Raw genomic sequence first — 22,135 nt, 5'->3', positions numbered from 1 at the left:
CCCCTGGGGAAGGGTGGTCGAGCGCCTGCCGAGCAGAAATCTCAACCATGGAGTTACAGCGAAGTTCCAGAGAAAGGTAAACCTCAGGTTGAGGGTTTACCAAAGACGCTCACCGGCGTGTCGCGAAACTCTGAAGTCGAACTTGAGGCTTTGGGCGCGGTCGGGCCGCTACTCCTGGGGGCTCTCGAAGTCCTCGGGAGAGACGTGGTCGAGGAACTCCCGGAACTTCTCGACCTCCTCCTCCCGCTCGTCCGGGACAGCGATGCCGATCTCGTCGAGCAGCTCCTCGGAGCACACGATCCGGGACCCGGTCCGCAGCGCCAGGGCGATCGAGTCCGACGGGCGCGCGTCCACCTCGACCCCGCTCTCGAAGGCGAGGACGGCGAAGAAGACACCGTCGTTCATCGCGGTGATCCGGACCTCGTCCAGGACGGCGCCGTTGGCCTCGAGCACGTCCTTCATCAGGTCGTGGGTCAGGGGGCGTGGCGGGACGACACCCTGCTGGGCGAACGCGATGGCCGTCGCCTCGCTGCCGGCGATCCAGATCGGCAGGTAGCGCTCGCCGTCGGTCTCGCGGAGCAGGACGAGCGGCTGGTTGGAGGGCATCTCCACCCGGACTCCGACTACTTCGACCTCACGCACGCTTCGAGCCTACCGAGTGCCCGAGCTTGCTCGAGGCCGAGTAGACGAAGAAGCGTTGAGGAGCGCAAGCGACGATCACGCTTCGAGCCTACTCGGAGCATGTCAGCGCATCGAGCGGAGACCGGTGCGCACCAGCGTGGCGTGCAGACGCAGCGACAGTGCGGCGATGTCCTCGATGGCCTGGGCGGCACGGCCCTCGGCGCCGTCCTCACGGCTGCGGCGGATCGGTGCGACGACCTGCTCGACCAGGCCGACCTCGCGGTCGGCGGCCGCCTTGAAGGACCGCAGGTGACGCGGCTCGATGCCGAACGCCGCGAGCTCGGCGGCGACCTTCGCGATCACGACCGCGTCGGCGTCGAAGTGCTTGGAGCCGGCCCGGGTCCGCACCATGCCGAAGCCCTCGAGCTGCTCGAGGAACTCCTCGGTGATCTCCGCGGTCTTCAGGAGCTCACGTCGGGAGACCCGCACGTCGGCCCGGTCGGCGCGCAGCAGCTCGTTGACGCCGGGATCCCCCAGCGCACCGGGGAGCGAGCCGCCCGGCACCTGCGGGGACGCTCCGAACGGAGCTGGCTCCAAGCCACGGTCGATCGCGTCGAGGTGCTCGCGGATCACCTTCAGCGGCAGGTAGTGCTGCTGGGCGCGGATGATGTAGCGCAGCCGCTCCATGTCCTGCTCGGAGTACTTGCGGTAGCCCGACGGCGTGCGCTCGGGCTCCAGCAGACCCTCGGACTCCAGGAACCGGAGCTTGGACTCCTTGATGTCCTCCTCGGGGAACTCCGCCGACAGGTCGGCGAGCGCCTGCCCGATGCTCTTGCGGGCGGACTGCCGCACGTCTCAGTCCCCCGTCGCGGCGCTGGCGAAGAAGACCAGCCGGAACTTGCCGATCCGGACCTCGTCACCGTTCTGGAGCAACGCGTCGTCGATCCGGTCACGGTTGACGTAGGTGCCGTTGAGGCTGCCCACGTCGGAGACGCGGAAGGTACCGCCCTCACGGCGCAGCTCGACGTGCCGGCGCGAGACCGTGATGTCGTCGAGGAAGATGTCGCTCTCGGGGTGCCGACCGGCGCTGACCAGGTCGGTGTCGAGCAGGTAGCGGCTGCCCGCTCCCGGACCCCGCTGCACGATCAGCAGGGCGTTGCCCGGCGGGAGGGCGTCCGCCGCAGCGGCGTCCGCCTCGTTCAGTCCCGAGCCGTCCTCCGGGTCGACCGGACGGGCCTGCGTCGAGCCGAACGTGATCGTCGCGGTGGTCTCAGCGGGGACATCGGACGTCTCCAGAGCATGACCACAATGGGAGCAGAACCGACTACCGTCGACGTTCTGGCTCCCGCACTGCGAACACGTCTGCATGCCCTGCGCCTCTCCTGAGATGACCTGCCTCGACGGAACCTTCAACCATTAGTGGAGGTTCACCCTTCGTGATCTCAACCTATCAGTGCAGCGCAACGGGGTGGGCGGATCGCGGAGCCCGGTTCAGGAGGCGACGGTGGACTCGTACGTCGCGGCGTCCATCAGCTCGGAGGTGTCGGCCCCCTCGGCGACAGCCACCTCGAAGAGCCAACCTGCTCCGTAGGGGTCGCTGTTGACGAGCTCGGGCGTCGCGTCGAGCGCCTCGTTGCGAGCGACGACCTCGCCGGTGACGGGCGAGTAGACGTCGGAGACCGACTTCGTGGACTCCAGCTCACCGACGGACGCACCCGCGGTGACAGCGTCACCGAGCTCGGGCAGCTGCACGTACACGATGTCGCCGAGGGCTTCCTGGGCGTAGTCGGTGATGCCGATCCGGACCGAACCCGCGGTCTCGCCCGGGGTGCGGACCCACTCGTGCTCGGCGGTGTACTTCAGGTCGTCGGGAAACACGGTGCTCTCCTCGGTGCTGGGCCGTTCGGGTCGGGTGCTGCTGGGGCAAACCTATCGTCCGCGTTCACCGCGGTGGCGTCGACTCCGCGTAGCGCGGCTCGACGGCCTTGCGCAGGACGGTGATCTTCACCTTGTCGAGCTTCTTGATCGACACCGTGCCCTCGTCCAGGGCCAGGTCGTCGACGAAGCCGCCGGGGAAGCGGAGGGCTGCGGTCAGTCCGTCGGGGTCACCGATGGCGTCGATCACGAACGGCGAGGTGAGAACCTGCCCGTCGATGTCGACGCCGCCGTCAGCAGCCTCGAACGACGTCTGCGCGACCACCCGGACCTTGTCGTTGATCTCCATCGCCTCGGCACCGGCGTCACGGAGCTCCTCGATACCGTCGAGCAGGTAGTTGAGGCTGATGCCGGAGTCGGGAACCTTCACCGTGATCCGGATGCCCTGACCGGTCGCCGGCAGAGTGCCCGCCAGGATCCCGAGCGCCCCGAGCTCCGCTTTCGCCTGCTTCAGCGCGGTCGACGTGCGCGCGTTGTTGTCGCGCAACGAGTCCCGGGTCTTCTGCAGGTCGCGGATGTCCTGGTCGTTGCGCTGCGAGGCCGCCTGCAGTCCGTTGAGCGCCTGGATCAGGTCGGCCTGGCGCAGGCCGGACAGGTCGTCGTCGGTGCCCGCGATCCGCACCTGGGTGACGCCGGCGGTGCCGAGTACGGCAAGCAGGACGGCGGCCGTCACCTGGCCACGACCCGGGTGGAGCAGCGCCCGCACCAGGCGCTCCCGTGCGGTGGGCCCGGTGGCCTCCTCGGGGTTCTCGTCGCTCATGCGTGGAAGATGTGCCGGCGGATGGCGGCGACGTTGGCGAAGATGCGGATCCCGAGGACGACGATCACGCCGGTCGAGAGCTGGGCACCGACGCCGAGCTTGTCGCCGAGGAAGACGATCAGCGCGGCGATGAACACGTTGCTGATGAACGAGACGACGAAGACCTTGTCGTCGAACAGCCCGTCGAGGAAGGCCCGCAGGGCGCCGAACACGGCGTCCAGGGCGGCGACCACCGCGATCGGCAGGTAGGGCTCGAGCCCGAGCGGGACGTCCGGTTTGACGACCAGACCGATGACGACGCCGACGACCAACCCGATGATCGCGATCATTCCTCGTCCCTCCCGAATTTGTTCTTGCCGTTCTCGTCCTCGATGTACCGCAGCTGCGGGACGTCGGCTCCGGGGAGCCGCAGGGAGGACTGCGTCTTGAGCGAGTACCGCAAACCGACCTCGCGTTGCAGATCCAACCATGCCTGCCCGCTCGTCGTCTCCGCGAACCGTGCGGGCAGCTGGTCGGGGTTCCCGATCGCCGAGATCCGGTACGGCCGCCCGAGCGAGGTGAAGTTGACGGTGATCGCCGTACCGGCGTGCCGGATCGCGGACAGTGCGGTCAGGCGCTCCCCGTTGATGGAGATGGCTTCGGCACCTGCCTGCCACAGGCCGTTGACGAGCTTCTGCAGGTCGCTGTCGAGCACCCGGTTGCGGTCACTCTCGGCATCGGGGGCGTCGTCGGCGACGATGAGGACACCGGGGCCCTTGGCGGGGGCGATGCCGCTGCGCAGACCGAGCAGGGCGACCTGCTCGAGCAGACCGTTCGAGCTGCCCGAGTTGGCGAAGAGCTGGTCCTCCAGGCGGCGGTTGAGGCCCTGCAGCGCCTCGATCGTGCGGCGCTGCTCGGTGACCGCGGCGCGCTGACTCTTGACCTGGCTGATCAGCTCCCGACGCTCGCGTTCCGCGGAGCTGCTGTTGCGAGAGGTCTGCAGGCCGGCCACGACCGCGAGGACCGCGAAGATCGCGAGCACGGCAGCGCCCCGCACGCCGACCTTGCGCCGCTGGCCCGTCGCCGTCCGTTCCCGCTGCTCGGCCGCGGCGGCGTAGTCCTCGTCGAGCGCGTGCGCGTTGATGTAGGGCAGCAAGCCCATCGTCACCCGCTCGGGCAGCTGCTGCTCCGCCACGGCTCAGTCCGATCCCGGAGCCCGGTTCAGCGGCAGCTCGGGGGCCCGACGGTCACGATCCGCGAGCAGCTTGCGCACCTGCCAGGCGTAGAGCAGTCCGGCCCACCAGTAGAGGCCCATCCCCCAGATCGCGAACGCCCAGCCGAAGACCTTGGCAAGGGTCTCGAAGGTGCTGGTGCCGTCACCGACGAAGAGGAGCGGGAAGGCGTAGAGCAGGTTGGCCGTTGCGGCCTTGCCGAGGAAGTGCACCGGCAGGGCGCTGTAGCCCCGGGTGCGCAGGAACGGCACGAGCAACCAGAGGAACGCATCCCGCGCAGGCAGGATGATCGCGATCCACCACGGGATGATCTCGCGGAACGCGAGCCCGACCACGACGGCGAGGATGTAGAGCCGGTCGGCGACCGGGTCCAGGATCTCCCCCAGCTTGGAGGTCTGGTGGAGCCTGCGCGCGAGGTAGCCGTCCAGCCAGTCGGTGAAACCGGACGCCATCAGCACGATGAGCGCCCACACGTCCTCCTCGGGACCCAGGACGAGCCACAGGAACAGCGGGACGCCGAGCAGGCGCGCGAAGCTGATCGCGTTCGGAAGCGTCCAGATGAGGGAGGTCTGGGGGGCTCCGTCGCGGAGGTGGTGGTCGTTCGGGGCGCTGCTCATGTCGGGGCCACCCTAGCCCTGCAGGACCCCTGCAGGACGTGCGACCCGGCCTACGCCACCCGCGCCGTCTGGCAGCCGCACCGCGGGCAGGAGGACAGCCGGGTGTCGTCCAGGTCCTGGCCGCACCCGCACACCGCAGGTCCCGCCGCTGCTCCGTTGTCGTCCGTCATCGCCGCCTCCTCGCGTCTGCAGGTAAGAACGGCAGCGTGACGGCGGAGTTGAGGAGTTCTAGGTCTTGGCCTCGGCCTTGCCAGAGATCAGCGGGAGCAGCCACCGAGCCTCGGGATCGGCCTCGACGAGCAGCGCCTTGAACAACAGGCTGAGCGGGACTGCGAGCAGCGCGCCGAGCGGGCCGATCATCGCGGCCCAGAAGATCAACGACAGGAACGTCAACGTCGCCGAGAGGCCGACCGCGTCACCGATGATACGCGGCTGGACGACCGACTGGACGACGAAGTTGATCACCACGTAGACGACGATCACCGCGATCATCATCCCGGGGCCGCCCTCGAGCAGCCCGATGAGTGCAGGAGGCACCACGCCGACGACGAAGCCGATGTTGGGGATGAAGTTGGTGACGAAGGAGAGCACGCCCCACACGAACGCACCCGGGATGCCCATGATCACCAGCGCGACCGAGTCCAGGACGGCACAGACCAGACCGAAGCCGGCCGAGACCGCCATGTACCGGCGGACGCCGGAGGCGAACGAGGCGAGCGCCTCGACGAAATCGGGTTTGCTGTTCTTCAGCGTCGCGACCACGTGGGTGGTCGGAGCCGCGTCGAAGGCCAGGAACAGCAGCAGGATCAGGATAAAGACGAGGTCGGACAGGATCCCCAGGATGCTCTGCAGGATGTCCGTCGCGGCGCCCACCAGGCTGCCGTAGTCGAACTCGTTGGTGATGGTGCGGACCTGGTCGGCGCCGACCCCGCGGTTCTCCAGCCACCCGGCGATGTCGTTGATGTAGCCGTTGAACTGGTCGCTGTACTCCGGTACCAGCTCGGCCAGCCGTGCGACCGAGAGCACCAGCGCGAACGTCAGCAGCACCAGCAGCAGGTAGACCGACAGCAGCAGCACCAGCGCGGCGACGCCCGCGGGGACGCGCTTGCGGACCATCCAGCTGCGGATCGGGTAGACGGTGATGATCAGCACGACCGCCAGGAAGGCCGGCCCGATGATGTCGCCGATGCTGCGCAACCCCGCGAGTGCGATCACCAGGGCGGCCATGCCGACGAGCACGGCCAGAGCGCGGGGGTGCAGGCGTTCGGTCACCCGCGCAGGCTATCGGGCTGCCGTGGCCGGTGCACGTTCGAGAAGCACGAGGACCTCGGCGTGCGCGGTCTGCGGGAACATGTCGAACAACCTGCCGCGCACCGGGCGGAGGCTCGGCATCGCAGCCAGGTCGGCCGACAGGCTCTCGGGGTTGCAGCTGGAGTACAGGACCAGGGCGACGCTGCTGTTCTCCAACCAGCCGGCGAGATCGCCACCGATCCCCCGCCGCGGCGGGTTGACCACGACCAGGTCGGGCACGGCGCCGGACCGGGCGGCGTACGACGCGGCGTCGCCGACCTCGAAGCGCGCCCGTGCGCCCGTACGGCGGGCAGTCTCCTGCGCGCTGAGGACGGCCTCGGCAGAGACCTCGATCCCGACGACGTCGCGGTCCTGCCGCGCGAGGTGCAGCGCGAAGCCACCGACCCCGCTGTAGAGATCCCACACGGTGCTGGCCCCGGAGTCCTCGACCCAGGAACGAGCCTCGCGGTACAGCGCGGCGGCCACCTCGGTGTTGGTCTGGAAGAAGCTCTGCGGACGCAGGGCGAGCTCGACGTCGTTGAGCGTCATCGTCAGCTCGTCGTGCTCGGTCAGCACGATCTCGACGTCGCCCTCGAGGACCGCCTTGGGCTCGGGCTGCAGGTTCACGCTCGCGACGCGCAGCGACGGCAGCGCATCGGTCAGCCAGGGCAGGTGCTTGCGGAGCCGGGTGACGGGTTCCTGCGACCGGCACACGAACCGCACCATCAGGGCGCCGTCCGGCGCCCCTGTCACGAGCAGGTACTTGAGCTCACCGCGGCGGGACCGCACGTCGTACGGCTCCAGCCGCGCGCGGGTGACGAACTCCGCGAGCACCGGCAGCGCTGACGCGACCGCGGTGACGTGCAGGCCGCAGTCGACCAGGTCCACTCCCCCGTCCGGGCCGGTGATGCCGAGGACCGGTGCCTCGACGGTGCCGGACACCACCATCTTCGCCTTGTTCCGGAAACCGCTCTCCTGCCCCGTGAACGGAGCCGCCCACACCACGCCGGGGTGAGCCGCCAACGCCTCGGCGCACCGCCGCTGCTTCGCGGTGACCTGGTCGGCGTACGGCGTCGGCAGCCAGCTGCACGAACGGCAGGTGGAGGCTTCGAAGTGGCGGCAGTCCATCAGCGCTTGCTGGCGCGCACCAATGCCGTGAGCAGGACCCGGGCCACGACCGCGGCCGCCACCTTCTCCACCACCGGGACGCGCTCGTCCAGCGAGATCGCGTAGTCGATCCGGGTGGAGGCCCCCTGGGGCGTCAGCGTGACCGTGCCGCCGTAGTTCTTGAACGGGACGCCGCCCAGCGCTCGGTACCCGAAGGTGCGGGTCGGCTCGAAGGCGACGACCTCCTCGACGATCGCCGGGGCCGGACCGGGCGCGGTGATGCGCCGAACCGCTCCGAGGCCGTTGCGGTCGGGGGCTCCCTCTGTCTGCAACGTGACCGTGATTCCGGGTCCCCACGAGGACATGCCTTCGTGGTCGACGAGCACGTCCCAGACGTGGCTGGCGCTGCGGGGAACGGTGGCGGTGGCGGTGGTCGTCGACATGGCCGAACCGTGTCACTTCTCCCGCGTGCTCGCAATGGCGCGGATCACGCCGCGCGTCGCCAGCACGTGCAGCCCGGTTCCCACCACCAGCGCACGGTAGGCGCGTCCCGGCACCCCGGGGAACTCGGCGTACGAGTGCGCGTGCAGGAGGGTGGTGCGCTGCTCGGTGCGCGGCTCCACCTCGAGGACGAGGCGGTACCGCGCGAGCCGGTGCCGCCCGGTGAGCGCGAGCACCCGGCCGGGGACCTCCACCTCCGCCGTGAAGCCGGAGCGAGGTTCGGTGCCGAGCAGCAGGGCGAACGGGTTCCGAGGACCGAAGCCGACGTCGGCAGCGAACCGCAGCACGGCGTCCCACACGGGCTGCGGGCCGTGCGCGACCGTGACGGTGTGCGTGTCGAGGTACGGCAGCTGGTCCGACACGGGCACGTCAGGCCTCGCCGGCCATCCGGGCAGCGACCTCGGCGGCGGTCCACGCCGGTTTCACATCCGATCCGTTGGTCGCGACCCAGCCGGTGCCGGGCTCCAGGCGACGCACCACCTTGGCCGGCACACCGGCCGCGACGCTGTGGTCCGGGATCGTGCCGCGGACCACCGACCCTGCGCCGATGACCACCTGACGGCCGATGGTGGTTCCCGGCAGGATCACCGCACCGTGGCCGATCCAGCTTCCCGAGCCGATCGAGACCGGCTGGTGGTCGCCGAGCTGGTCGCCGATCGGGGTCTCCGGGTCCTGGTAGCCGTGGCTGGCGTCGGAGACGAAGACGTTCTGCCCGAACCAGACGTCGTCACCGATCGTGATCGAGCTGTGGGCGGTCAGGATGCTGCGGGCGCCGATCACGCAGCGGTCACCGATCTCGAGGCCCTTGGCCGGACGGTTGTCGTCCTGCGGACCGTAGCCGACGGCGAGCACGGTGTACTGCCCGATCAGGCAGTCCTCGCCGACGAAGACCGAGCCGAGTCCGTACTGGGTCCCGATCGGGTGGCTGATCCAGGTGCCCTCGCCGAGGCGGCCGAAGGTGTCACCGTGCCTGGTCCCGGGACGGACGGCGCCGTGGTGGTGGAGCCAGCGGTTGACCGCCAGGACCACGCGGTTGCAGAGACGTTCGTAGGGGTTCACTCAGCCCGCCAGGTGTCCCTGGTCGACCATCTGGATGCTGCCGTGCACCGCCACCGCGTCGTCGGAGGCGAGGAACGCGATGACGGCTGCGACGCTGTCGGCGGTCATCAGACCGCGCTTGGCGGCGACCCGCATGATCAGCTCCCAGTCCGCTCCCTCGGGGACCTCGATGGTGGTCACCTGGGCGGTGTCCATCCCGCCGGGACAGACGCAGTTCACCCGGAGCGGGGTCTTAAGGTACTCGATCGCCAGGGCCTTGGTGAGGCCGACGATGCCGTGCTTGGAGGCGGTGTACGCGGCGGAGTAGGCCTCGCCCATCTGGCCCGCCACCGAGGCGACGTTGACGATGTTGCCGCCGACCTCCAGCAGGTGCGGAATGGCGGCCTGGGACAGGAAGAAGGCACCGTTCAGGTTCAGCGCCACGTCGCCGACCCACTGGTCGTCGGTGACCTCGGTGGTGATTCGGAAGTCGTGCCGACCGGCGTTGTTGACCAGGACGTCGAGCCGTCCGTAGGCCTCGACCGTCGCTGCGACGGCGGCACGGCACTGCTCGGGCGAGGCGACGTCCAGCGGGCCGAACCGCACCTCGCCGGGCAGCTCCGCGCAGGATGCGGCGACCTCGGCCAGCTTCGCCTGGTCCCGGGAGGCGGCGTAGACCTGACCGCCACCGGCGGCGAAGCGGCGCACCGTCGCGGCACCGAGGCCGGAGGAAGCGCCGGTGACCAGGATGCTGCGTCCGGCGAAGGTGGTCGAGGTCGGGAGTTCGCGATCGTTCACCGGAGCATCAAACCGTACCTGTCGCTATCGGACCACCGCGGCGATCGCGCTGATCTCGATGAGCGCGCCGGGAACGCCGAGACCGGCCACCTTCGCTGCCGTCACCAGGGGCGGCGCTCCCCCTGTCGCCAGCCGGGGAGCGATCGCGCCGTAGGCGGCTCCCAGGTCCGCGTCCTCGTCGATCAGGACCGTCCACTGCACGACGTCCGCGAGGGTGGCTCCGGCAGCGGCGAGGGCGATCTCGGCGTTGTCGACGGCCCGGACGGACTGCTCGGCCACGTCGGACGAGACCACCGTGCCGGCGTCGTCGACACCGTCCTGACCGCCGACGTAGATCGTGGTGGCGCCGGCGGGGACCACGGCGACGTGGCTGAACGCCGGGCTGCGGACGAGCCCGGCCGGTTGCAAGCGTGAGATGTCCATGCCGGGAGCGTTCCACCGCCCACCGACAGGAAACGTCCTACTGCGGGATCAGTGCCCAGTAGTCCAGGTCGAGCAGCACGCCCTCGGCGTACTTGCCGTCCTCGCCGCGCAGCGTGGTGGTCGTGTCGCGCCCCCGGGTGGCCACCAGCCGGAGCCGGATCGCGCCGACCCCCGGCGCCGGGGTGTCGGCGACGTCGAGCACCTCCGACCACGCGTAGATGGTGTCGCCGGCGAAGGCCGGTGCGGCGTGCGCACCGGCGTTGATCGCCGAGATCAGCTGCGCGTTCGCGAGACCGTTGAACGACAGGGCACGCGCCAGCGAGATGATGTGGCCGCCGTACACCAGGCGCTTGCCGTCGGGGCGCGCCTCGGTGTTGAAGTGCACCTTCGCGGTGTTCTGCCAGAGCCGGGTCGCGAGCATGTGCTCGGCATCGGTGAGGGTGATCCCGTCGACGTGGTCGATCTTCTCGCCGACCGCGTAGTCGCCCCAGCGGTGGGACTCCCCCGCGGCGTCGAAGTCGTAGGAGGAGAAGTCGAGCCCGTCGGGGATCAGGAGGTCCTCGACGGCGACGGCGTCGGCCACGGTCGGGACGACGGTCTCCGGGGCGGGAGCGTCCTGGTCGCGCTTGTGCACCATCACCCAGCGGACCCAGTCCAGGGCCACCTCGCCGCGCTGGTTCACGGCGGTCGAGCGCACGTAGACCACGCCGGTCTTCCCGTTCGAGTTCTCCTTGAGGCCGATCACCTCGGAGCTCGTCGACAGGGTGTCGCCGGTGACCACGGGGCGGTGGAAGCGGAGCTCGGCGTACCCGAGGTTGGCGACGGCGTTCAGGGAGACGTCCGGAACGGTCTTGCCGAAGGCGATGTGGAAGGCGACCAGGTCCTCGACGGGCGCCGGGGTCAGACCGACGGACTCGGCGAAGGCGGCCGAGGACGGCAGCGCGAACCGGGTCGGGTACAGGGCGCCGTACAGGGCCCGGTCACCCTCGGTGACCGTGCGCGGGGTCGCGTGCCGGATCACCTGGCCGACGGTGAAGTCCTCGAAGAAGTTGCCCGGGTTCGTCTTGCTCATGGGCTGAAGTGTGCTCGACCCCGGCTGCGCGGAGGCAGCCGGGGTCGAGATCTGGACGCGTGCGGTCAGTGCGTGCGGTACCGGACCACCTGACCGGCCGGCTCGTCCCCGGGCTGACCGGACAGCCCGGTGAGGACCTGGTTGGTGACGAGCAGGCGTCCGTCGTGCCAGGCGACGTCACCGGGCATCGGGGTGCGGACGAAGGTCGTCGGGGTCGAGGATCCACGGAGGATCCGGACGACGCGGTTGCCGAAGAGCTCGGCCACGTAGACGTTCCCGCGGGGACTCACCGCCAGACCGGTCGCGCTGACCAGGCCGCCGACGACCTTGCGCACGGCACCGGTCTTCGGGTTGATCCGGTAGACCGACGCGGCGGCGCCGAGGCTGCCGTCCTCCGGACCGCCCGGCAGGGTGCTCACGTAGAGACGACCCCGCGGACCGACCTCGACGTCGGTCGGGACGGCCTCGAAACGGTAGGTCCGCCCGACCGAGCAGGCCGGCCACTCCGAGCGCTCGGCGAAGTCGGCGGTGATCTTGAGCGTCGAGGGCGGGAGCACTGCCACGGTCCGGACCTTGCCCGACGGCTTGACGGCCAGGATCGCGTTCGCGGCCGCGTCGGCGACGTACGTCGTCCCGCCGGCGACCTGGGCGGTGGCGTACGGGTGCGCCTCGACGATCCCGGTGTAGGACGGGGGCATGCCCTCGGCCGGGAACTGCGCCGCGCACTCGGCGGGGAGACCGGTGAAGCCGTAGTGCACGCCGCGGTCCGGGTTGCGGGTCTTCTCGTACGCCGCCAGGTCGGCGATCTTCTTCGCCTTCCCACCCTTGCGCAGCTCCATCAGCGTGGTGGTGCCCTCGCCGCTGAGCGCGAACCGGACGGTGCCGCGGCGCACGGACACGGCACCGACCTCGACGCCGCCGGTGCTCCGGTAGACGACCTTGGCCTTCTTGCCGGGCTTCTGCCGGTGCAGTGAGCCGGCGAAGTTCTGGGAGTAGTAGCGGGTGCCGTCGGCGGCGACCTCGATGCTCAGCGGGCTGAAAAGACCGCTGGCGAGGACGTGGCCGGGACGCGGCTTGGGCGTCGGGTCGGCGGCGTTCGCCGTACCGGTGGCGACGGCGGAGCCGGCCAGGGTGAGGGCCGCCAGCGCGGCGACGCCGGCTCGGCCGACGGGACGGGCGGGGGTGCGCACGGGGCGCGCGGTGCGGGACATCGGAAAACCTCTCTCGTTCTCGGGTGTTGTCATGGAAGCGTGCTGCGACCGGCGTCCCGGCCGCATGAGCCCGATGTCCCGACTTCCCGGGCAGATCATGACCGCCCCGTACGGTGGTGGGGTGCGCCGTCTCTTCCTCGCCTTCGCCGTGCTCGCCCTGACTGCTCTCGCGGGGTGCGGTTCGGACGACAACGCCGGGCCCGCCGCCGACGCTCCCGCGACCTCGGCCGGCTCGGCCACTCCGAGCACCGCGGACTCTCCGGGCACAGCGCCCGACGGTGACAGGATCGCGATCGGCAGCAACGAGGCGCTCGTGTGGGGCGACGGCCGCTACGGCGTCGTGCTCGCGCACGGCCGCTCGTACGACGCGGCGAGCTGGGCGGCCCAGGCCCCGGCGATCGCCGCCCAGGGGGCGACCGTGATCGCGGTCGAGAGCATCGAGCCGGGTGCGATCAAGGACGCGGTCGACAAGCTGCAGGCCGACGGCATCTCCCGGGTCGCGCTGGTGGGCGGGAGCGCCGGGGCCGACGCCATCCTCACGCTGTGCGCGCAGGAGCCGGACCTCGCCGACCGGCTGGTGCTGCTGTCGCCGAACGTGGTCGTCGACGGCCTCGGGTCCCAGCCGAAGCTGTTCGTCGCGAGCGCGGACGAGCGCAACGTGGACGTGGCCCGCACGCTCGCCGCCGACTCCCCCGGCGACAACGAGCTGAAGATCCTGCCCGGGCGGTCGCACGCGCAGGCGATCTTGAAGAAGGACGCCGGCGGGCCGGTTTTCCGGCTCATCCTGGACAGGCTGCGGCCCTGACCAGCGCTGGGGACGACCGAAGGCGGTCCCCAGCGGGAACCGCCTCCGCGTCGTGCTACTCGGTCGGGCTGACAGGATTTGAACCTGCGACCCCCTGACCCCCAGTCAGGTGCGCTACCAAGCTGCGCCACAGCCCGAGTGCTCGTCCGAACGAGCGACCCGAACACTACCGCAGCACCTCCGCTCAGACGGAATCGGGAGGCCAGTCCGCCTGTCCCACCCCACGGCTAACTTCGTGCAGGTGCGGACCTACGACGACGAACAGCTGACGCGGGCCGTGTCCTCGTCCAACTCCTGGCGGATGGTGCTGCGCTCGCTGGGCCTCTCGGCCACCTCGTCGGGGGCGATCAGATCGGTGCGCCGGCACGCGGATCGGCTCGCACTCGACTACCACCACTTCACCGGCGGCCGATCTTGGACTCCAAGAACGCTGGCCGACGCCGTTGCTGCGTCGACGACGTGGCGGGGTGTCGGCGACCTTGTCGGAGTCTCGGACGACGCGAGCGTGCACGCCCTTCGGGGTCACGCCACACGCCTCGGGATCGACACGGATCACCTCGAGCCACAATCGACTTTCACCCACAGGTCGACGACTCTCCGGCCGGATCCTGCGAACCTTCCTCGGGCAGGCTCCCTGCTGGCAGCGGCTCACTACGAGCTCTGCGGATGCCCGGTCAGCTGGCCGCTGGAGCCGCGCCCGTTCGACCTGCTGGTGGAGCGCGCCGAAGGGTTCGTTCGCGTCCAGGTCAAGACCACACGGCTTCGCGAGGGCGGCAGCTGGAAGGTCTCCTTGCTGAGCGGGCGCAGGACGACGCCGACCTACAGCCCCGACGAGATCGATGAGTTCTTCGTGATCGACGGAGACCTGCGCTACTACGCCATCCCCATCTCCACCGTGGGCGGGCTGAGCGCGCTGAACCTCAACAAGTACGAGAAGTATCTCGTCTCTCAGCAATCGGGGTTCAGCGCTTGAGCGACGACGTGTCCACTGCGACGAACGCGGACGCTGGGATCTTCTTGAGGTCCTCGATCAGCTTCTCGGGCCACTTGGCGTTCTGCTCCCCCTGGAAGTACCAGGGCGATCCGTTGTCGGCGAGCACCAGGCCGTACTTCTTCATCGCCGCCACGACCGCGCGGGCGTTCGCGCCCAGCTTGGACGCGTTGTACGACGCCTTCAGCCGGAACCGCGCGCCCATCGGCGGGTAGCTGAGACTGTTCGTCGATCCGGCGTGGTGCCGTGCCGGCCACAGGTGGTGGTTGCTGGTGACGTCGGTGGTGAACCGGATCGCGTGGTTGACCTTGCCGGCCTTCACCTCGTTCCAGCGCAGCAGTCCCGGAAGGATCGGCAGGCCCGCGGCGTCCGCGGACGTCCAACCGTTGGGACGCAGCTTGTTGCTGCGCAGCGACCAGGTCGCCCCGGAGCCCGCGTGCCACTTCCCCTTCACCACGCGGGTGTTCCAGGTCTCGTAGAGCCGGCAGGAGGATTTGTCGATGATCACCGCGTGCTTGTCGCCCGAGGAGTTGCGGCCGCCCTCGATCTTGGTGTCGGCGCCGAGCGGGTACCTCACCTTGTCGCTCTCGCCGGCGTACCCGAACTTCACACCGACCTTCGGGTGCTTCTTGGTCACCACCGTGATCGGGATGCCGTAGTTCGGTCCGTCGCCGTACGACGGCCCGAAGTCCGGGTGCAGCTTCCGGCCCGTCGACATGTGCGAGAGCCACGTCCCGCTGAGCCGGTGAACCGGCAGCTTGCTGACGTCCGCGCGCCAGTAGTTGCTCTTCGGGAACGTCGGGCACTTGGTGCCCTTCACAGCCATCGCGCTGACCGGAGACCCCGCGGACAGGCCGAGGACGGCGAGCGGTGCGATCAGGACGAGGACGAGGAGGCGTCGCATCGCTTCATCGTGCCACGCCCTGACCTTTTTGTCCTGATTGGGCCGCGTCGCTCAGCGCGTGCGCTTGCGCTTCTCCCGAGCCCGGACCTGGATCTGGATCGGGGTCCCCACGAAGCCGAACTCCTCGCGCAGGCGCCGCTCGATGTACCGCTCGTAACCAGCGTCGAGCTTGCCCGAGGTGAACAGCGCGAACGTCGGCGGAGCCGTCTGTGCCTGGGTGCCGAACAGGACCCGCGGCTGCTTGCCGCTACGCACCGGGTGCGGGTGCTCGGCGACGAGCCGACCGAGGAACGCGTTCAGCGCGCCCGTCGACACCCGGGTCTCCCAGCCCTCGAGAGCTGCCTCGAGCGCCGGCACCAGCCGGTCGATGTGCCAGCCGGTACGCGCGGTGATGTTGATCCGCGGAGCCCACTGCACCTGGACCAGCTCGCGCTCGTACTCGCGCTCGAGGTAGTACCGGCGCTCGTCGTCGACGAGATCCCACTTGTTGAAGCAGATGACCAGCGCACGCCCCGAGTCGCGCACCGTCTGGATGATCCGCATGTCCTGCTCGGAGATCGACTGGCTGCCGTCGATGACCAGCACGGCCACCTCCGCGCGCTCCATCGCGGTCGCCGTGCGCAGCGAGGCGTAGTACTCGTGGCCCGACGCGGTCTTGACCCGCTTCCGGATGCCGGCGGTGTCGATGAACTTCCAGACCTTGCCGCCGATCTCGACCAGCTCGTCGACGGGGTCGACGGTGGTCCCGGAGGCGTCGTCGACGACGACCCGGTCCTCCTTGGCCAGCTTGTTGAGCAGCGAGGACTTGCCGACGTTCGGACGACCGATGATCGCGATCCGCCGCGGGCCACCGATCTCCGTGCCGATCGTCTCCTCGGGGGTTTCCGGGAGCGCCTCGAGGATCGCATCGAGCATGTCACCGGACCCGCGACCGTGCAGCGCGGAGACCGGATAGGGCTCGCCGAGACCGAGGTTCCACAGTCCGAACGCCTCAGCCTCGGCGCGCTGGTCGTCGACCTTGTTCGCCGCGAGGATCACCGGACGTCCGCTCTTGCGCAGCACCTTGACCACCGCCTCGTCGGCGTCGGTGATGCCGACCGTCGCGTCGACCACGAAGAGCACGGCGTCCGCGAGGCTGACCGCCACCTCCGCCTGGGCCGAGATCCGTTCGGCCAGACCCTCGGCGTCCGGGTCCCACCCGCCGGTGTCGACGACGGTGAAGGCGCGCCCGTTCCAGTTGGCGTCGTACTGCACCCGGTCACGGGTGACACCCGGCTTGTCCTCCACGACCGCCTCCCGGCGGCCGATGATCCTGTTGACCAGCGTCGACTTGCCCACGTTGGGGCGGCCCACGACGGCCAGGATGGGGGTGCGGATCTCGTTCTCGGAGCCCTCCTGGGGCTCGACCTGCTCGGTCACTGCTCGTCCTTGTCTGCTTCCGGGAGTGGCCCCGGAAGGGTCATGCCGGTGGCCTGGCTGGCCTCGTCGGCGGTGGCGATGATCGCCAGCCGGATGCGCTCGGTGAGCGCCTGGATGTCGGCGGTACGCCGCGGCCACGGCTGGGCGTCGACGGTGAGGGCCGGTCCGTAGCTGAGGGCGAAGCGGGTGCCCCTGGGCGGGAAGCTCGACCTCGACCCCGGCAGCCGGGTGCCCAGCACCGACATCGGCACCACGGGAGCCCCGGTCACGAGCGCCAGGTACGCCGCTCCCCCGGCGGCCTTGGCCATGTCGCCGCTCCCCCGGGTGCTCTCGGGGAACACCCCGGCCACCCCGCCGTCGCGCAGCACCCGCAGCGCCGTGCGCAGCGCGCGCGGGTCCGGTACGTCCCGGGAGATCGGGATCTGGCCCGATCCGTGCAGGAACGTTCCCAGCGGTCCGACGAAGAGCTCCCGCTTGGTCAGCGCGTGCACCGGACGCGGTCCGACGATCGCCATCAGCGGGCCGTCGAGGAAGCCGATGTGGTTCGAGGCGACGACCACCGGGCCCTCGGTCGGGAAGTTCTCCAGCCCCCGCATCTCGAGGTCCCACCGCCGGTGGATCACCGACGCGAACGTCGGCCGCAGCCGGTGCAGCATGCCGCGGCGCGGGTGCTTGATCCCCACCGTGCGGGGCAGCTCGAGGTGGGTCGAGTCCTGGGTCGTCGTCACGGTGCCGCCCGGGACCCGGTGGCCTGCTCGACGATGTCGACGACCAGGGCGATCACCTCGTCCAGCCCGTACGGCGTGGTGTCGAGGTGCACGGCACCCTCGGGCACGACGAGCGGCGCGGAGGCCCGCGAGGAGTCGATCGCGTCGCGTCGCAGCAGGTCGGCCTCGGTCGCCTCGACCGAGCCACTTCCGTTCTCCGCCGTACGACGGGCTGCGCGGGCCGCAGCGTCCGCGGTCAGGTACAGCTTCACGGCGGCGTCAGGCCACACGACCGAGCCGATGTCGCGACCCTCCACGACGATCCCGCCGGACTGCAGCGCCGCGGCGATGATGCCGCGCTGCAGCTCCAGCAGCCGGACACGCACCTGGGGCACCGTGGCGACCGGGCTGACGGCAGCGGTGACGGCCTCGGAACGGATCGCCTCGGCGACGTCCTTGCCGTCCACGGTGATGGTGGGCGCGAGCGGGTCGGTGCCGGAGACCAGCACGGGCTCCCCGGCGCGCGCTGCCACGGCCTCGGCGTCGTGCACGTCGACGCCGTGCTCGAGCATCCAGGAGGTCACCGCGCGGAACTGGGCTCCCGTGTCGAGGTAGGCCAGCCCGAGCTTGTCGGCGACGCCGCGCGACGTGCTCGACTTGCCGGACCCGGACGGACCGTCCATCGCCACGACCACGCCGGTCGAACCTGCTGCGTTCACGGAATTGCTCACGGGAAACTGCTCCTGCCCCACGGTTGATGCCCCTCGTCCACGCTCGTTCACCATGTTTCGGGCGCCCTGATCGGGACCCGCACGGCATCGCGCCAGGCGAGAGTCTACCGGTGAGAGGTCCAGTTCCTCGCTTCGAGCGCCTGGCGGAGCCTCTCGGCGGCCGCGGCCTCGACCTGGAGCTCGACCAGACCGACCGGGCGGCCGGGGTCGTGGTCGATGCGCAGGTCCTCGACGTTGACGCCGATCTCCCCGATGTCCGCGAACAGCCGGGCGAGCTCACCGGGCTGGTCGGGCACCAGGACGAACAGCGGACCGGTGGCCAGCGGGGCTCGGCCGTGCTTGCCCGGGATGATCCGGGTCCCGGCCCGGCCCCGGGTCAGGATCTCGCCGAGGTCCGCGCCGGAGGCGCCGTCGGTGGGGTCGTCCACCGCCGCGATGAGCTCGTCGAGCTGGTCCCGGACGCCGCGCAGCAGGTCGCCGACGACACCGGCGTTGGCCCGGATGATCTGGCTGTAGAGCTCGGGGTCGCCGCCGGCCACCCGGGTCACGTCGCGAACTCCCTGGCCGGACAGGCTGAGGTGCTCGGGGACGGCGTCGTTGAGCTGCCCGGCCGCCAGCACGGCCAGCAGGTGCGGGACGTGCGAGGTCCGGGCCACGGCCAGGTCGTGCTCGACCGGCGAGAGCCGGACACCGACGGCGCCGCACAGCGCGATCAGCTCCTCGACCAGCAGCACCGCTCCGGGGTCGGAGTGCACGTGCGGGGTGACCGCCCACGGGCGCCCGTCGAACAGGGACGCACTGGCAGCCAGCGGCCCCGAGCGTTCGTTGCCCGCCATCGGGTGGCTGCCGACGTACCGGGTCAGCAGGTCCTCGCCGACGTGGTCGCTGATCTGGGCCAGCGGCTGCGCCTTGACGCTCCCGATGTCGGTGACGACCGCGCCGGTCTCCAGCGCGGCGACCGCCACCTCGGCGATGTGCACCGGGGGGACCGCGACGACGACCAGCTGCGGCACCCCGTCAGGCGGGACCGCCACCCCGGCCCCGAGGCCGACCGCCGTTCGGACGTGCTCGGGGTTGTGGTCACTGAGCCAGACCGTGACACCCTGACGGCTCGCCGCCAGGCCGATCGAGGTGCCCAGCAGGCCGGCGCCGATGACGTGGATCGGTCCGGTGAGGCCAGCGGCCATCAGGCTCTGCTCCCGGGCTCGTCCGGGACCGAGCGGACCTTGGTGAGGTCCGAGCGCAGTGCTGCCGCGCCGTGCAGGTAGACGTGGGTGATCTCCGAGCGGGCCCGGTCGGTCTCGACGTGCGCCATCATCCGCACGACCCGCGGCATCGAGCCGTCGATCTCCAGCTCACGCGCGCAGATCAGGGGCACCTCGCCGAAGCCCAGCCCACGGGCCGCGTACGCCGGGAACTCCGCGACCAGGTCGGAGGTCGCGGTGAAGATGACGGAGATGAAGTCGTCGACCTCCAGCCCGTTGGCGGTCATCACCTCGGTGACCATCTCGGCCACCCGGTCGAGCATCTGCTCCCGGGTGTCGGCGGTCAGCTGGGTGGCTCCACGGATGGCACGTACGGACACGGGACCGACCTTATAGTCCGGCGGTGTCGAGCAGCGATCCGACCTCGTCGGGGGTGAGCTCGCGCAGGCTGCCCTTCTTGAGCCGGCCGATCTGCACCGGCCCGATCGCCGTCCGGGTGAGGTGGGTGACCGGGTGCCCGATCTCCGCGAGGAGACGCCGCACGATCCGGTTGCGACCCTCGTGGATCACCAGCTCCACGATGCCCCGGTTGCTCGTCGTCGAGATCACCCGCGCCCGACGCACCTCCACCGGCCCGTCCTCGAGGGTGACGCCGTCGAGCAGGGTCCTCACCGTGCCCTTGTCCACGGCACCCTCGACCTCGGCGACGTAGGTCTTCTCCATCTCGTACGACGGGTGCGCCAGTCGCTGGGCGAAGTCCCCGTCGTTGGTCAGCATGATCAGGCCGTCGGTGTCGGTGTCGAGACGACCGACGTGGAACAGCCGCTCCGGCCGGTCGGCGACGTAGTCGGTCAACGTCGGGCGACCCTCCGGGTCCGCCATGGTCGACACGACACCCCGCGGCTTGTTGAGCACCAGGTAGACGTGCGCGCTGATCGGGGGCAACCGCTGCCCGGAGACCCGGATCACCGCGGTCGCGGGATCCACCTTCGTGCCCAGACGGGTGACGATCTCGCCGTCGACCTCGACCTCGCCCGCGAGCATGAGCTCCTCGCACTTGCGGCGGCTCGCGACGCCCGAGGTCGCCAGCAGCTTCTGCAGCCGGATCAAGCCGTCGTCATCGAGTCCGGGGAAGGCCCCGGGTGCCTCACTCACCGTCGTCGGGTTCGTCCGCGTCCGCGGCGCTGCTCGCGACGGGCGCGCTCGGAGCGATCGACTCCTCGTCGAGGTCGAACTCGTCCATGTCCGGGACGAACGGAGCCAGCTCCGGCAGCTCGTCCAGCGAGGTGATGCCGATGCGCTCGAGGAAGTAGGTCGTGGTCCGGTACAGGTGCGCGCCGGTCTCGACGTCGGTACCCGCCTCCTCGACCAAGCCCCGGGTCAGGAGCGTGCGCATCACGCCGTCGACGTTCACGCCACGGATCGCCGAGACCCGGCTGCGGCTGACCGGCTGCTTGTAGGCGACCACGGCGAGCGTCTCGAGCGCGGCGTTCGTTAGACGTGCCTGCTGTCCTTCGAGGACGAAGCGCTCGACGACGGGCGCGTACTCCTCGCGGGTGTAGTAGCGCCAGCCACCCGCGACGTTGCGCAGCTCGAAGCCGCGCACGGCCTCGTCGTACTCGGCGGCGAGCTGGGCCAGCGCCTCGTTCACGGCGGTGACCGGGTAGCCCACCGCGGTGGCGAGGTTGACCTCGTCCAGCGGCTGGTCGGCCACCATCAGCACGGCCTCGAGGGCAGGGCGCAGGGCGGCGAGCGGGATCGAGAGGGTCTCCCCCTCGGACTCCACGACCTCGTCCTCCACCACCTGGTCCTCCACCGCGACGGCCTCCTCGGTGCTGGTCTCGGTCATTCCTGGTCCTCTGGTTCGTCGGTCTCGGGGTCTTCGGTCCCGGGGTCGGTCTCGGGGTCGGCGTCGGTCTCGGTGGTGACCTCGGCACGGGGCTCGTCGAGCGGCAACGGGGTGCCGTCGAACTCGTCGGTGATCTCCACCTCCTGGTCCTCACCGCCCGTCCAGCGCACGGTCAGCTCCCCGAGCGGGGTCATCTGGTCGAACGCCAGCACGCCCTCGCGGAACAGCTCCAGCAGCGCCAGGAACCGGGCGACCCGGGTCATCGTGTCCGGCGCGTCCGCCGCGAGCTTGCGGAAGGTCAGCGTGCCGTGCACCTTCAGCCGCTCGACGACCACGTGCGCCTGCTCGCGGACGCTGACCGCGGGCGCGTGGATGTGCGCGATCGAGATGCCCTCGGGCTCCGGCTTCGGCTCCAGCGCCTTCGCGGCGAGGCCGGCGAACTCCTCGAGCCCCAGGCCGATCAGCACGTCGGGCAGCAGCGTCGCGAACCGCTCGTCCAGTCCGACGGCCCGGGGGAAGCGCAGCGACTCGGCGTCGATCCGGGTCTCCAGCACCCCGGCCACCTGCTTGAAGGCGCGGTACTGCAGCAGGCGCGCGAACAGCAGGTCGCGGGCCTCGAGCAGCGCGAGGTCCTCCTCGTCCTCGACGTCGCCGGAGGGCAGCAGCCGAGCAGCCTTGAGGTCCAGCAGCGTCGAGGCGATCAGCAGGAACGAGGTCGTCTGCTCCAGGTCCCAGACGTCGCCCGCCGCCTTGATGTGCGCGATGAACTCGTCGGTGACCTTCGACAGGGCCACCTCGGTGACGTCCATCTTGTGCTTGCTGATCAGGCTCAGCAGCAGGTCGAAAGGACCCTCGAAGTTGTCCAGACGAACGGCGAAGCCGCTCTCCACCCCGTCGGCGCCGAGGTCGTCCGGGGCGGTCGTGGTGGCAGTACTCATCC

The 22,135-nt window shown here is 70.3% G+C and carries 28 protein-coding genes and 1 tRNA gene; 2 read left to right on the top strand and 27 right to left on the bottom strand.

Annotated elements, in window-relative coordinates; genetic code table 11:
• Positions 1 to 168: 168 nt before the first annotated feature.
• The 17 genes from ABIE44_RS18800 to ABIE44_RS18720 form a co-directional block, all read right to left on the bottom strand.
• Positions 169 to 642, bottom strand: coding sequence for a bifunctional nuclease family protein (locus ABIE44_RS18800; RefSeq protein WP_209714115.1), 474 nt, complete (start codon positions 640 to 642; stop codon positions 169 to 171).
• Positions 643 to 744: 102 nt separating this feature from the next.
• Complete coding sequence (gene ftsR, locus ABIE44_RS18795) at positions 745 to 1,473, bottom strand: transcriptional regulator FtsR (RefSeq protein WP_209714117.1); 729 nt, start codon at positions 1,471 to 1,473, stop codon at positions 745 to 747.
• 3 nt (positions 1,474 to 1,476) lie between these two features.
• The gene (locus tag ABIE44_RS18790) at positions 1,477 to 1,989 is read right to left on the bottom strand and encodes a zinc-ribbon and FHA domain-containing protein (protein ID WP_209714119.1); all 513 of its coding nucleotides are present in this window, start codon (positions 1,987 to 1,989) and stop codon (positions 1,477 to 1,479) included.
• Positions 1,990 to 2,112: 123 nt separating this feature from the next.
• Positions 2,113 to 2,499, bottom strand: a complete 387-nt coding sequence (gene gcvH, locus ABIE44_RS18785) for a glycine cleavage system protein GcvH (RefSeq protein WP_209714121.1) — start codon at positions 2,497 to 2,499, stop codon at positions 2,113 to 2,115.
• A gap of 64 nt (positions 2,500 to 2,563) precedes the next feature.
• A complete protein-coding gene (locus tag ABIE44_RS18780; protein ID WP_209714123.1) occupies positions 2,564 to 3,316 on the bottom strand; it encodes a DUF881 domain-containing protein in 753 nt (250 codons plus the stop codon).
• Positions 3,313 to 3,645, bottom strand: coding sequence for a small basic family protein (locus tag ABIE44_RS18775; protein ID WP_209714124.1), 333 nt, complete (start codon positions 3,643 to 3,645; stop codon positions 3,313 to 3,315). Before ABIE44_RS18775 ends, ABIE44_RS18780 begins: the two co-directional genes overlap by 4 nt.
• Entirely contained in the window at positions 3,642 to 4,490 is an 849-nt protein-coding gene (locus tag ABIE44_RS18770) for a DUF881 domain-containing protein (protein WP_209714126.1), read from the bottom strand. The genes ABIE44_RS18775 and ABIE44_RS18770 overlap by 4 nt, the downstream gene beginning before the upstream one ends.
• 3 nt (positions 4,491 to 4,493) lie before the next feature.
• Complete coding sequence (gene clsA, locus ABIE44_RS18765) at positions 4,494 to 5,144, bottom strand: cardiolipin synthase ClsA (protein ID WP_209714128.1); 651 nt, start codon at positions 5,142 to 5,144, stop codon at positions 4,494 to 4,496.
• Between the two features lie 228 nt (positions 5,145 to 5,372).
• The gene (locus ABIE44_RS18760; RefSeq protein WP_209714130.1) at positions 5,373 to 6,416 is read right to left on the bottom strand and encodes an AI-2E family transporter; all 1,044 of its coding nucleotides are present in this window, start codon (positions 6,414 to 6,416) and stop codon (positions 5,373 to 5,375) included.
• Positions 6,417 to 6,425: 9 nt separating this feature from the next.
• On the bottom strand, positions 6,426 to 7,562 hold the full coding sequence (gene rlmC / locus ABIE44_RS18755; RefSeq protein WP_209714132.1) for a 23S rRNA (uracil(747)-C(5))-methyltransferase RlmC: 1,137 nt from the start codon (positions 7,560 to 7,562) through the stop codon (positions 6,426 to 6,428).
• Positions 7,562 to 7,984: an SRPBCC family protein gene (locus ABIE44_RS18750; protein ID WP_209714134.1), complete on the bottom strand. Its 423-nt coding sequence runs from the start codon at positions 7,982 to 7,984 to the stop codon at positions 7,562 to 7,564. Before ABIE44_RS18750 ends, rlmC begins: the two co-directional genes overlap by 1 nt.
• A 12-nt stretch (positions 7,985 to 7,996) precedes the next feature.
• On the bottom strand, positions 7,997 to 8,410 hold the full coding sequence (locus tag ABIE44_RS18745) for a hypothetical protein (RefSeq protein ID WP_209714136.1): 414 nt from the start codon (positions 8,408 to 8,410) through the stop codon (positions 7,997 to 7,999).
• A 1-nt stretch (position 8,411) separates the two neighbouring features.
• Positions 8,412 to 9,101, bottom strand: a complete 690-nt coding sequence (locus ABIE44_RS18740; protein ID WP_354438305.1) for an acyltransferase — start codon at positions 9,099 to 9,101, stop codon at positions 8,412 to 8,414.
• Positions 9,102 to 9,878 carry an SDR family NAD(P)-dependent oxidoreductase gene (locus tag ABIE44_RS18735; protein WP_209714138.1) on the bottom strand — a complete coding sequence of 259 codons (777 nt, stop codon included), beginning with the start codon at positions 9,876 to 9,878 and terminating at the stop codon, positions 9,102 to 9,104.
• Between the two features lie 24 nt (positions 9,879 to 9,902).
• Positions 9,903 to 10,301, bottom strand: coding sequence for a RidA family protein (locus ABIE44_RS18730; protein WP_209714140.1), 399 nt, complete (start codon positions 10,299 to 10,301; stop codon positions 9,903 to 9,905).
• A gap of 37 nt (positions 10,302 to 10,338) precedes the next feature.
• A complete protein-coding gene (locus ABIE44_RS18725) occupies positions 10,339 to 11,373 on the bottom strand; it encodes a MaoC family dehydratase (RefSeq protein WP_209714142.1) in 1,035 nt (344 codons plus the stop codon).
• A gap of 65 nt (positions 11,374 to 11,438) precedes the next feature.
• Positions 11,439 to 12,584, bottom strand: coding sequence for a ScyD/ScyE family protein (locus tag ABIE44_RS18720; RefSeq protein WP_209714144.1), 1,146 nt, complete (start codon positions 12,582 to 12,584; stop codon positions 11,439 to 11,441).
• A gap of 73 nt (positions 12,585 to 12,657) precedes the next feature.
• On the opposite strand from ABIE44_RS18720, the gene ABIE44_RS18715 reads away from it, so the two are divergent.
• Positions 12,658 to 13,389: an alpha/beta fold hydrolase gene (locus ABIE44_RS18715; RefSeq protein ID WP_209714146.1), complete on the top strand. Its 732-nt coding sequence runs from the start codon at positions 12,658 to 12,660 to the stop codon at positions 13,387 to 13,389.
• A gap of 63 nt (positions 13,390 to 13,452) precedes the next feature.
• On the opposite strand, the gene ABIE44_RS18710 is transcribed toward ABIE44_RS18715, so the two are convergent.
• Positions 13,453 to 13,526 (bottom strand) — tRNA-Pro (locus tag ABIE44_RS18710).
• 164 nt (positions 13,527 to 13,690) lie between these two features.
• Between ABIE44_RS18710 and ABIE44_RS18705 the strand changes: the two genes are divergently transcribed.
• Positions 13,691 to 14,362 carry a group I intron-associated PD-(D/E)XK endonuclease gene (locus tag ABIE44_RS18705; protein WP_209714148.1) on the top strand — a complete coding sequence of 224 codons (672 nt, stop codon included), beginning with the start codon at positions 13,691 to 13,693 and terminating at the stop codon, positions 14,360 to 14,362.
• Here ABIE44_RS18705 and ABIE44_RS18700 read toward each other — a convergent pair.
• From ABIE44_RS18700 to ABIE44_RS18660, 9 genes are all read right to left on the bottom strand, one after another.
• A complete protein-coding gene (locus ABIE44_RS18700; protein WP_209714150.1) occupies positions 14,352 to 15,284 on the bottom strand; it encodes a hypothetical protein in 933 nt (310 codons plus the stop codon). The two genes, ABIE44_RS18705 and ABIE44_RS18700, sit on opposite strands and share 11 nt — an antisense overlap.
• A 51-nt stretch (positions 15,285 to 15,335) precedes the next feature.
• Complete coding sequence (gene der / locus ABIE44_RS18695; protein WP_209714152.1) at positions 15,336 to 16,703, bottom strand: ribosome biogenesis GTPase Der; 1,368 nt, start codon at positions 16,701 to 16,703, stop codon at positions 15,336 to 15,338.
• On the bottom strand, positions 16,700 to 17,431 hold the full coding sequence (locus ABIE44_RS18690; protein ID WP_209714154.1) for a lysophospholipid acyltransferase family protein: 732 nt from the start codon (positions 17,429 to 17,431) through the stop codon (positions 16,700 to 16,702). The genes der and ABIE44_RS18690 overlap by 4 nt, the downstream gene beginning before the upstream one ends.
• Positions 17,428 to 18,141, bottom strand: coding sequence for a (d)CMP kinase (gene cmk / locus ABIE44_RS18685; protein ID WP_354438304.1), 714 nt, complete (start codon positions 18,139 to 18,141; stop codon positions 17,428 to 17,430). The genes ABIE44_RS18690 and cmk overlap by 4 nt, the downstream gene beginning before the upstream one ends.
• A gap of 104 nt (positions 18,142 to 18,245) precedes the next feature.
• Positions 18,246 to 19,328, bottom strand: coding sequence for a prephenate dehydrogenase (locus ABIE44_RS18680; RefSeq protein ID WP_209714159.1), 1,083 nt, complete (start codon positions 19,326 to 19,328; stop codon positions 18,246 to 18,248).
• Positions 19,328 to 19,726: a chorismate mutase gene (gene aroH, locus ABIE44_RS18675; RefSeq protein WP_209714161.1), complete on the bottom strand. Its 399-nt coding sequence runs from the start codon at positions 19,724 to 19,726 to the stop codon at positions 19,328 to 19,330. Before aroH ends, ABIE44_RS18680 begins: the two co-directional genes overlap by 1 nt.
• A 10-nt stretch (positions 19,727 to 19,736) precedes the next feature.
• Positions 19,737 to 20,501: a pseudouridine synthase gene (locus tag ABIE44_RS18670; RefSeq protein WP_354438301.1), complete on the bottom strand. Its 765-nt coding sequence runs from the start codon at positions 20,499 to 20,501 to the stop codon at positions 19,737 to 19,739.
• The gene (gene scpB, locus ABIE44_RS18665; RefSeq protein WP_209714163.1) at positions 20,494 to 21,195 is read right to left on the bottom strand and encodes an SMC-Scp complex subunit ScpB; all 702 of its coding nucleotides are present in this window, start codon (positions 21,193 to 21,195) and stop codon (positions 20,494 to 20,496) included. The genes ABIE44_RS18670 and scpB overlap by 8 nt, the downstream gene beginning before the upstream one ends.
• On the bottom strand, positions 21,192 to 22,133 hold the full coding sequence (locus ABIE44_RS18660; protein ID WP_209714165.1) for a segregation and condensation protein A: 942 nt from the start codon (positions 22,131 to 22,133) through the stop codon (positions 21,192 to 21,194). The genes scpB and ABIE44_RS18660 overlap by 4 nt, the downstream gene beginning before the upstream one ends.
• Between the last annotated feature and the right edge of the window lie 2 nt (positions 22,134 to 22,135).

Origin of the sequence: Marmoricola sp. OAE513 (assembly GCF_040546585.1) — a bacterium.
Lineage (GTDB): Bacteria > Actinomycetota > Actinomycetes > Propionibacteriales > Nocardioidaceae > Marmoricola.
The sequence above is the reverse complement of the archived record's forward strand: the minus strand, read 5'-3'. Positions and strand labels throughout refer to the sequence as shown.

Excerpts from the sequence above, each read along its gene's own strand:
- ABIE44_RS18660 (WP_209714165.1), bottom strand. The coding sequence starts at position 22,133 with ATGAGTACTGCCACCACGACCGCCCCGGACGACCTCGGCGCCGACGGG.
- ABIE44_RS18700 (WP_209714150.1), bottom strand. The coding sequence starts at position 15,284 with ATGCGACGCCTCCTCGTCCTCGTCCTGATCGCACCGCTCGCCGTCCTC.
- ABIE44_RS18775 (WP_209714124.1), bottom strand. The coding sequence starts at position 3,645 with ATGATCGCGATCATCGGGTTGGTCGTCGGCGTCGTCATCGGTCTGGTC.
- ABIE44_RS18680 (WP_209714159.1), bottom strand. The coding sequence starts at position 19,328 with ATGGCCGCTGGCCTCACCGGACCGATCCACGTCATCGGCGCCGGCCTG.
- ABIE44_RS18730 (WP_209714140.1), bottom strand. The coding sequence starts at position 10,301 with ATGGACATCTCACGCTTGCAACCGGCCGGGCTCGTCCGCAGCCCGGCG.
- ABIE44_RS18705 (WP_209714148.1), top strand. The coding sequence starts at position 13,691 with ATGGTGCTGCGCTCGCTGGGCCTCTCGGCCACCTCGTCGGGGGCGATC.
- ABIE44_RS18790 (WP_209714119.1), bottom strand. The coding sequence starts at position 1,989 with ATGCAGACGTGTTCGCAGTGCGGGAGCCAGAACGTCGACGGTAGTCGG.
- clsA (WP_209714128.1), bottom strand. The coding sequence starts at position 5,144 with ATGAGCAGCGCCCCGAACGACCACCACCTCCGCGACGGAGCCCCCCAG.
- scpB (WP_209714163.1), bottom strand. The coding sequence starts at position 21,195 with ATGACCGAGACCAGCACCGAGGAGGCCGTCGCGGTGGAGGACCAGGTG.
- ABIE44_RS18715 (WP_209714146.1), top strand. The coding sequence starts at position 12,658 with ATGTCCCGACTTCCCGGGCAGATCATGACCGCCCCGTACGGTGGTGGG.
- ABIE44_RS18750 (WP_209714134.1), bottom strand. The coding sequence starts at position 7,984 with ATGTCGACGACCACCGCCACCGCCACCGTTCCCCGCAGCGCCAGCCAC.
- ABIE44_RS18720 (WP_209714144.1), bottom strand. The coding sequence starts at position 12,584 with ATGTCCCGCACCGCGCGCCCCGTGCGCACCCCCGCCCGTCCCGTCGGC.
- ABIE44_RS18725 (WP_209714142.1), bottom strand. The coding sequence starts at position 11,373 with ATGAGCAAGACGAACCCGGGCAACTTCTTCGAGGACTTCACCGTCGGC.
- rlmC (WP_209714132.1), bottom strand. The coding sequence starts at position 7,562 with ATGGACTGCCGCCACTTCGAAGCCTCCACCTGCCGTTCGTGCAGCTGG.
- ABIE44_RS18780 (WP_209714123.1), bottom strand. The coding sequence starts at position 3,316 with ATGAGCGACGAGAACCCCGAGGAGGCCACCGGGCCCACCGCACGGGAG.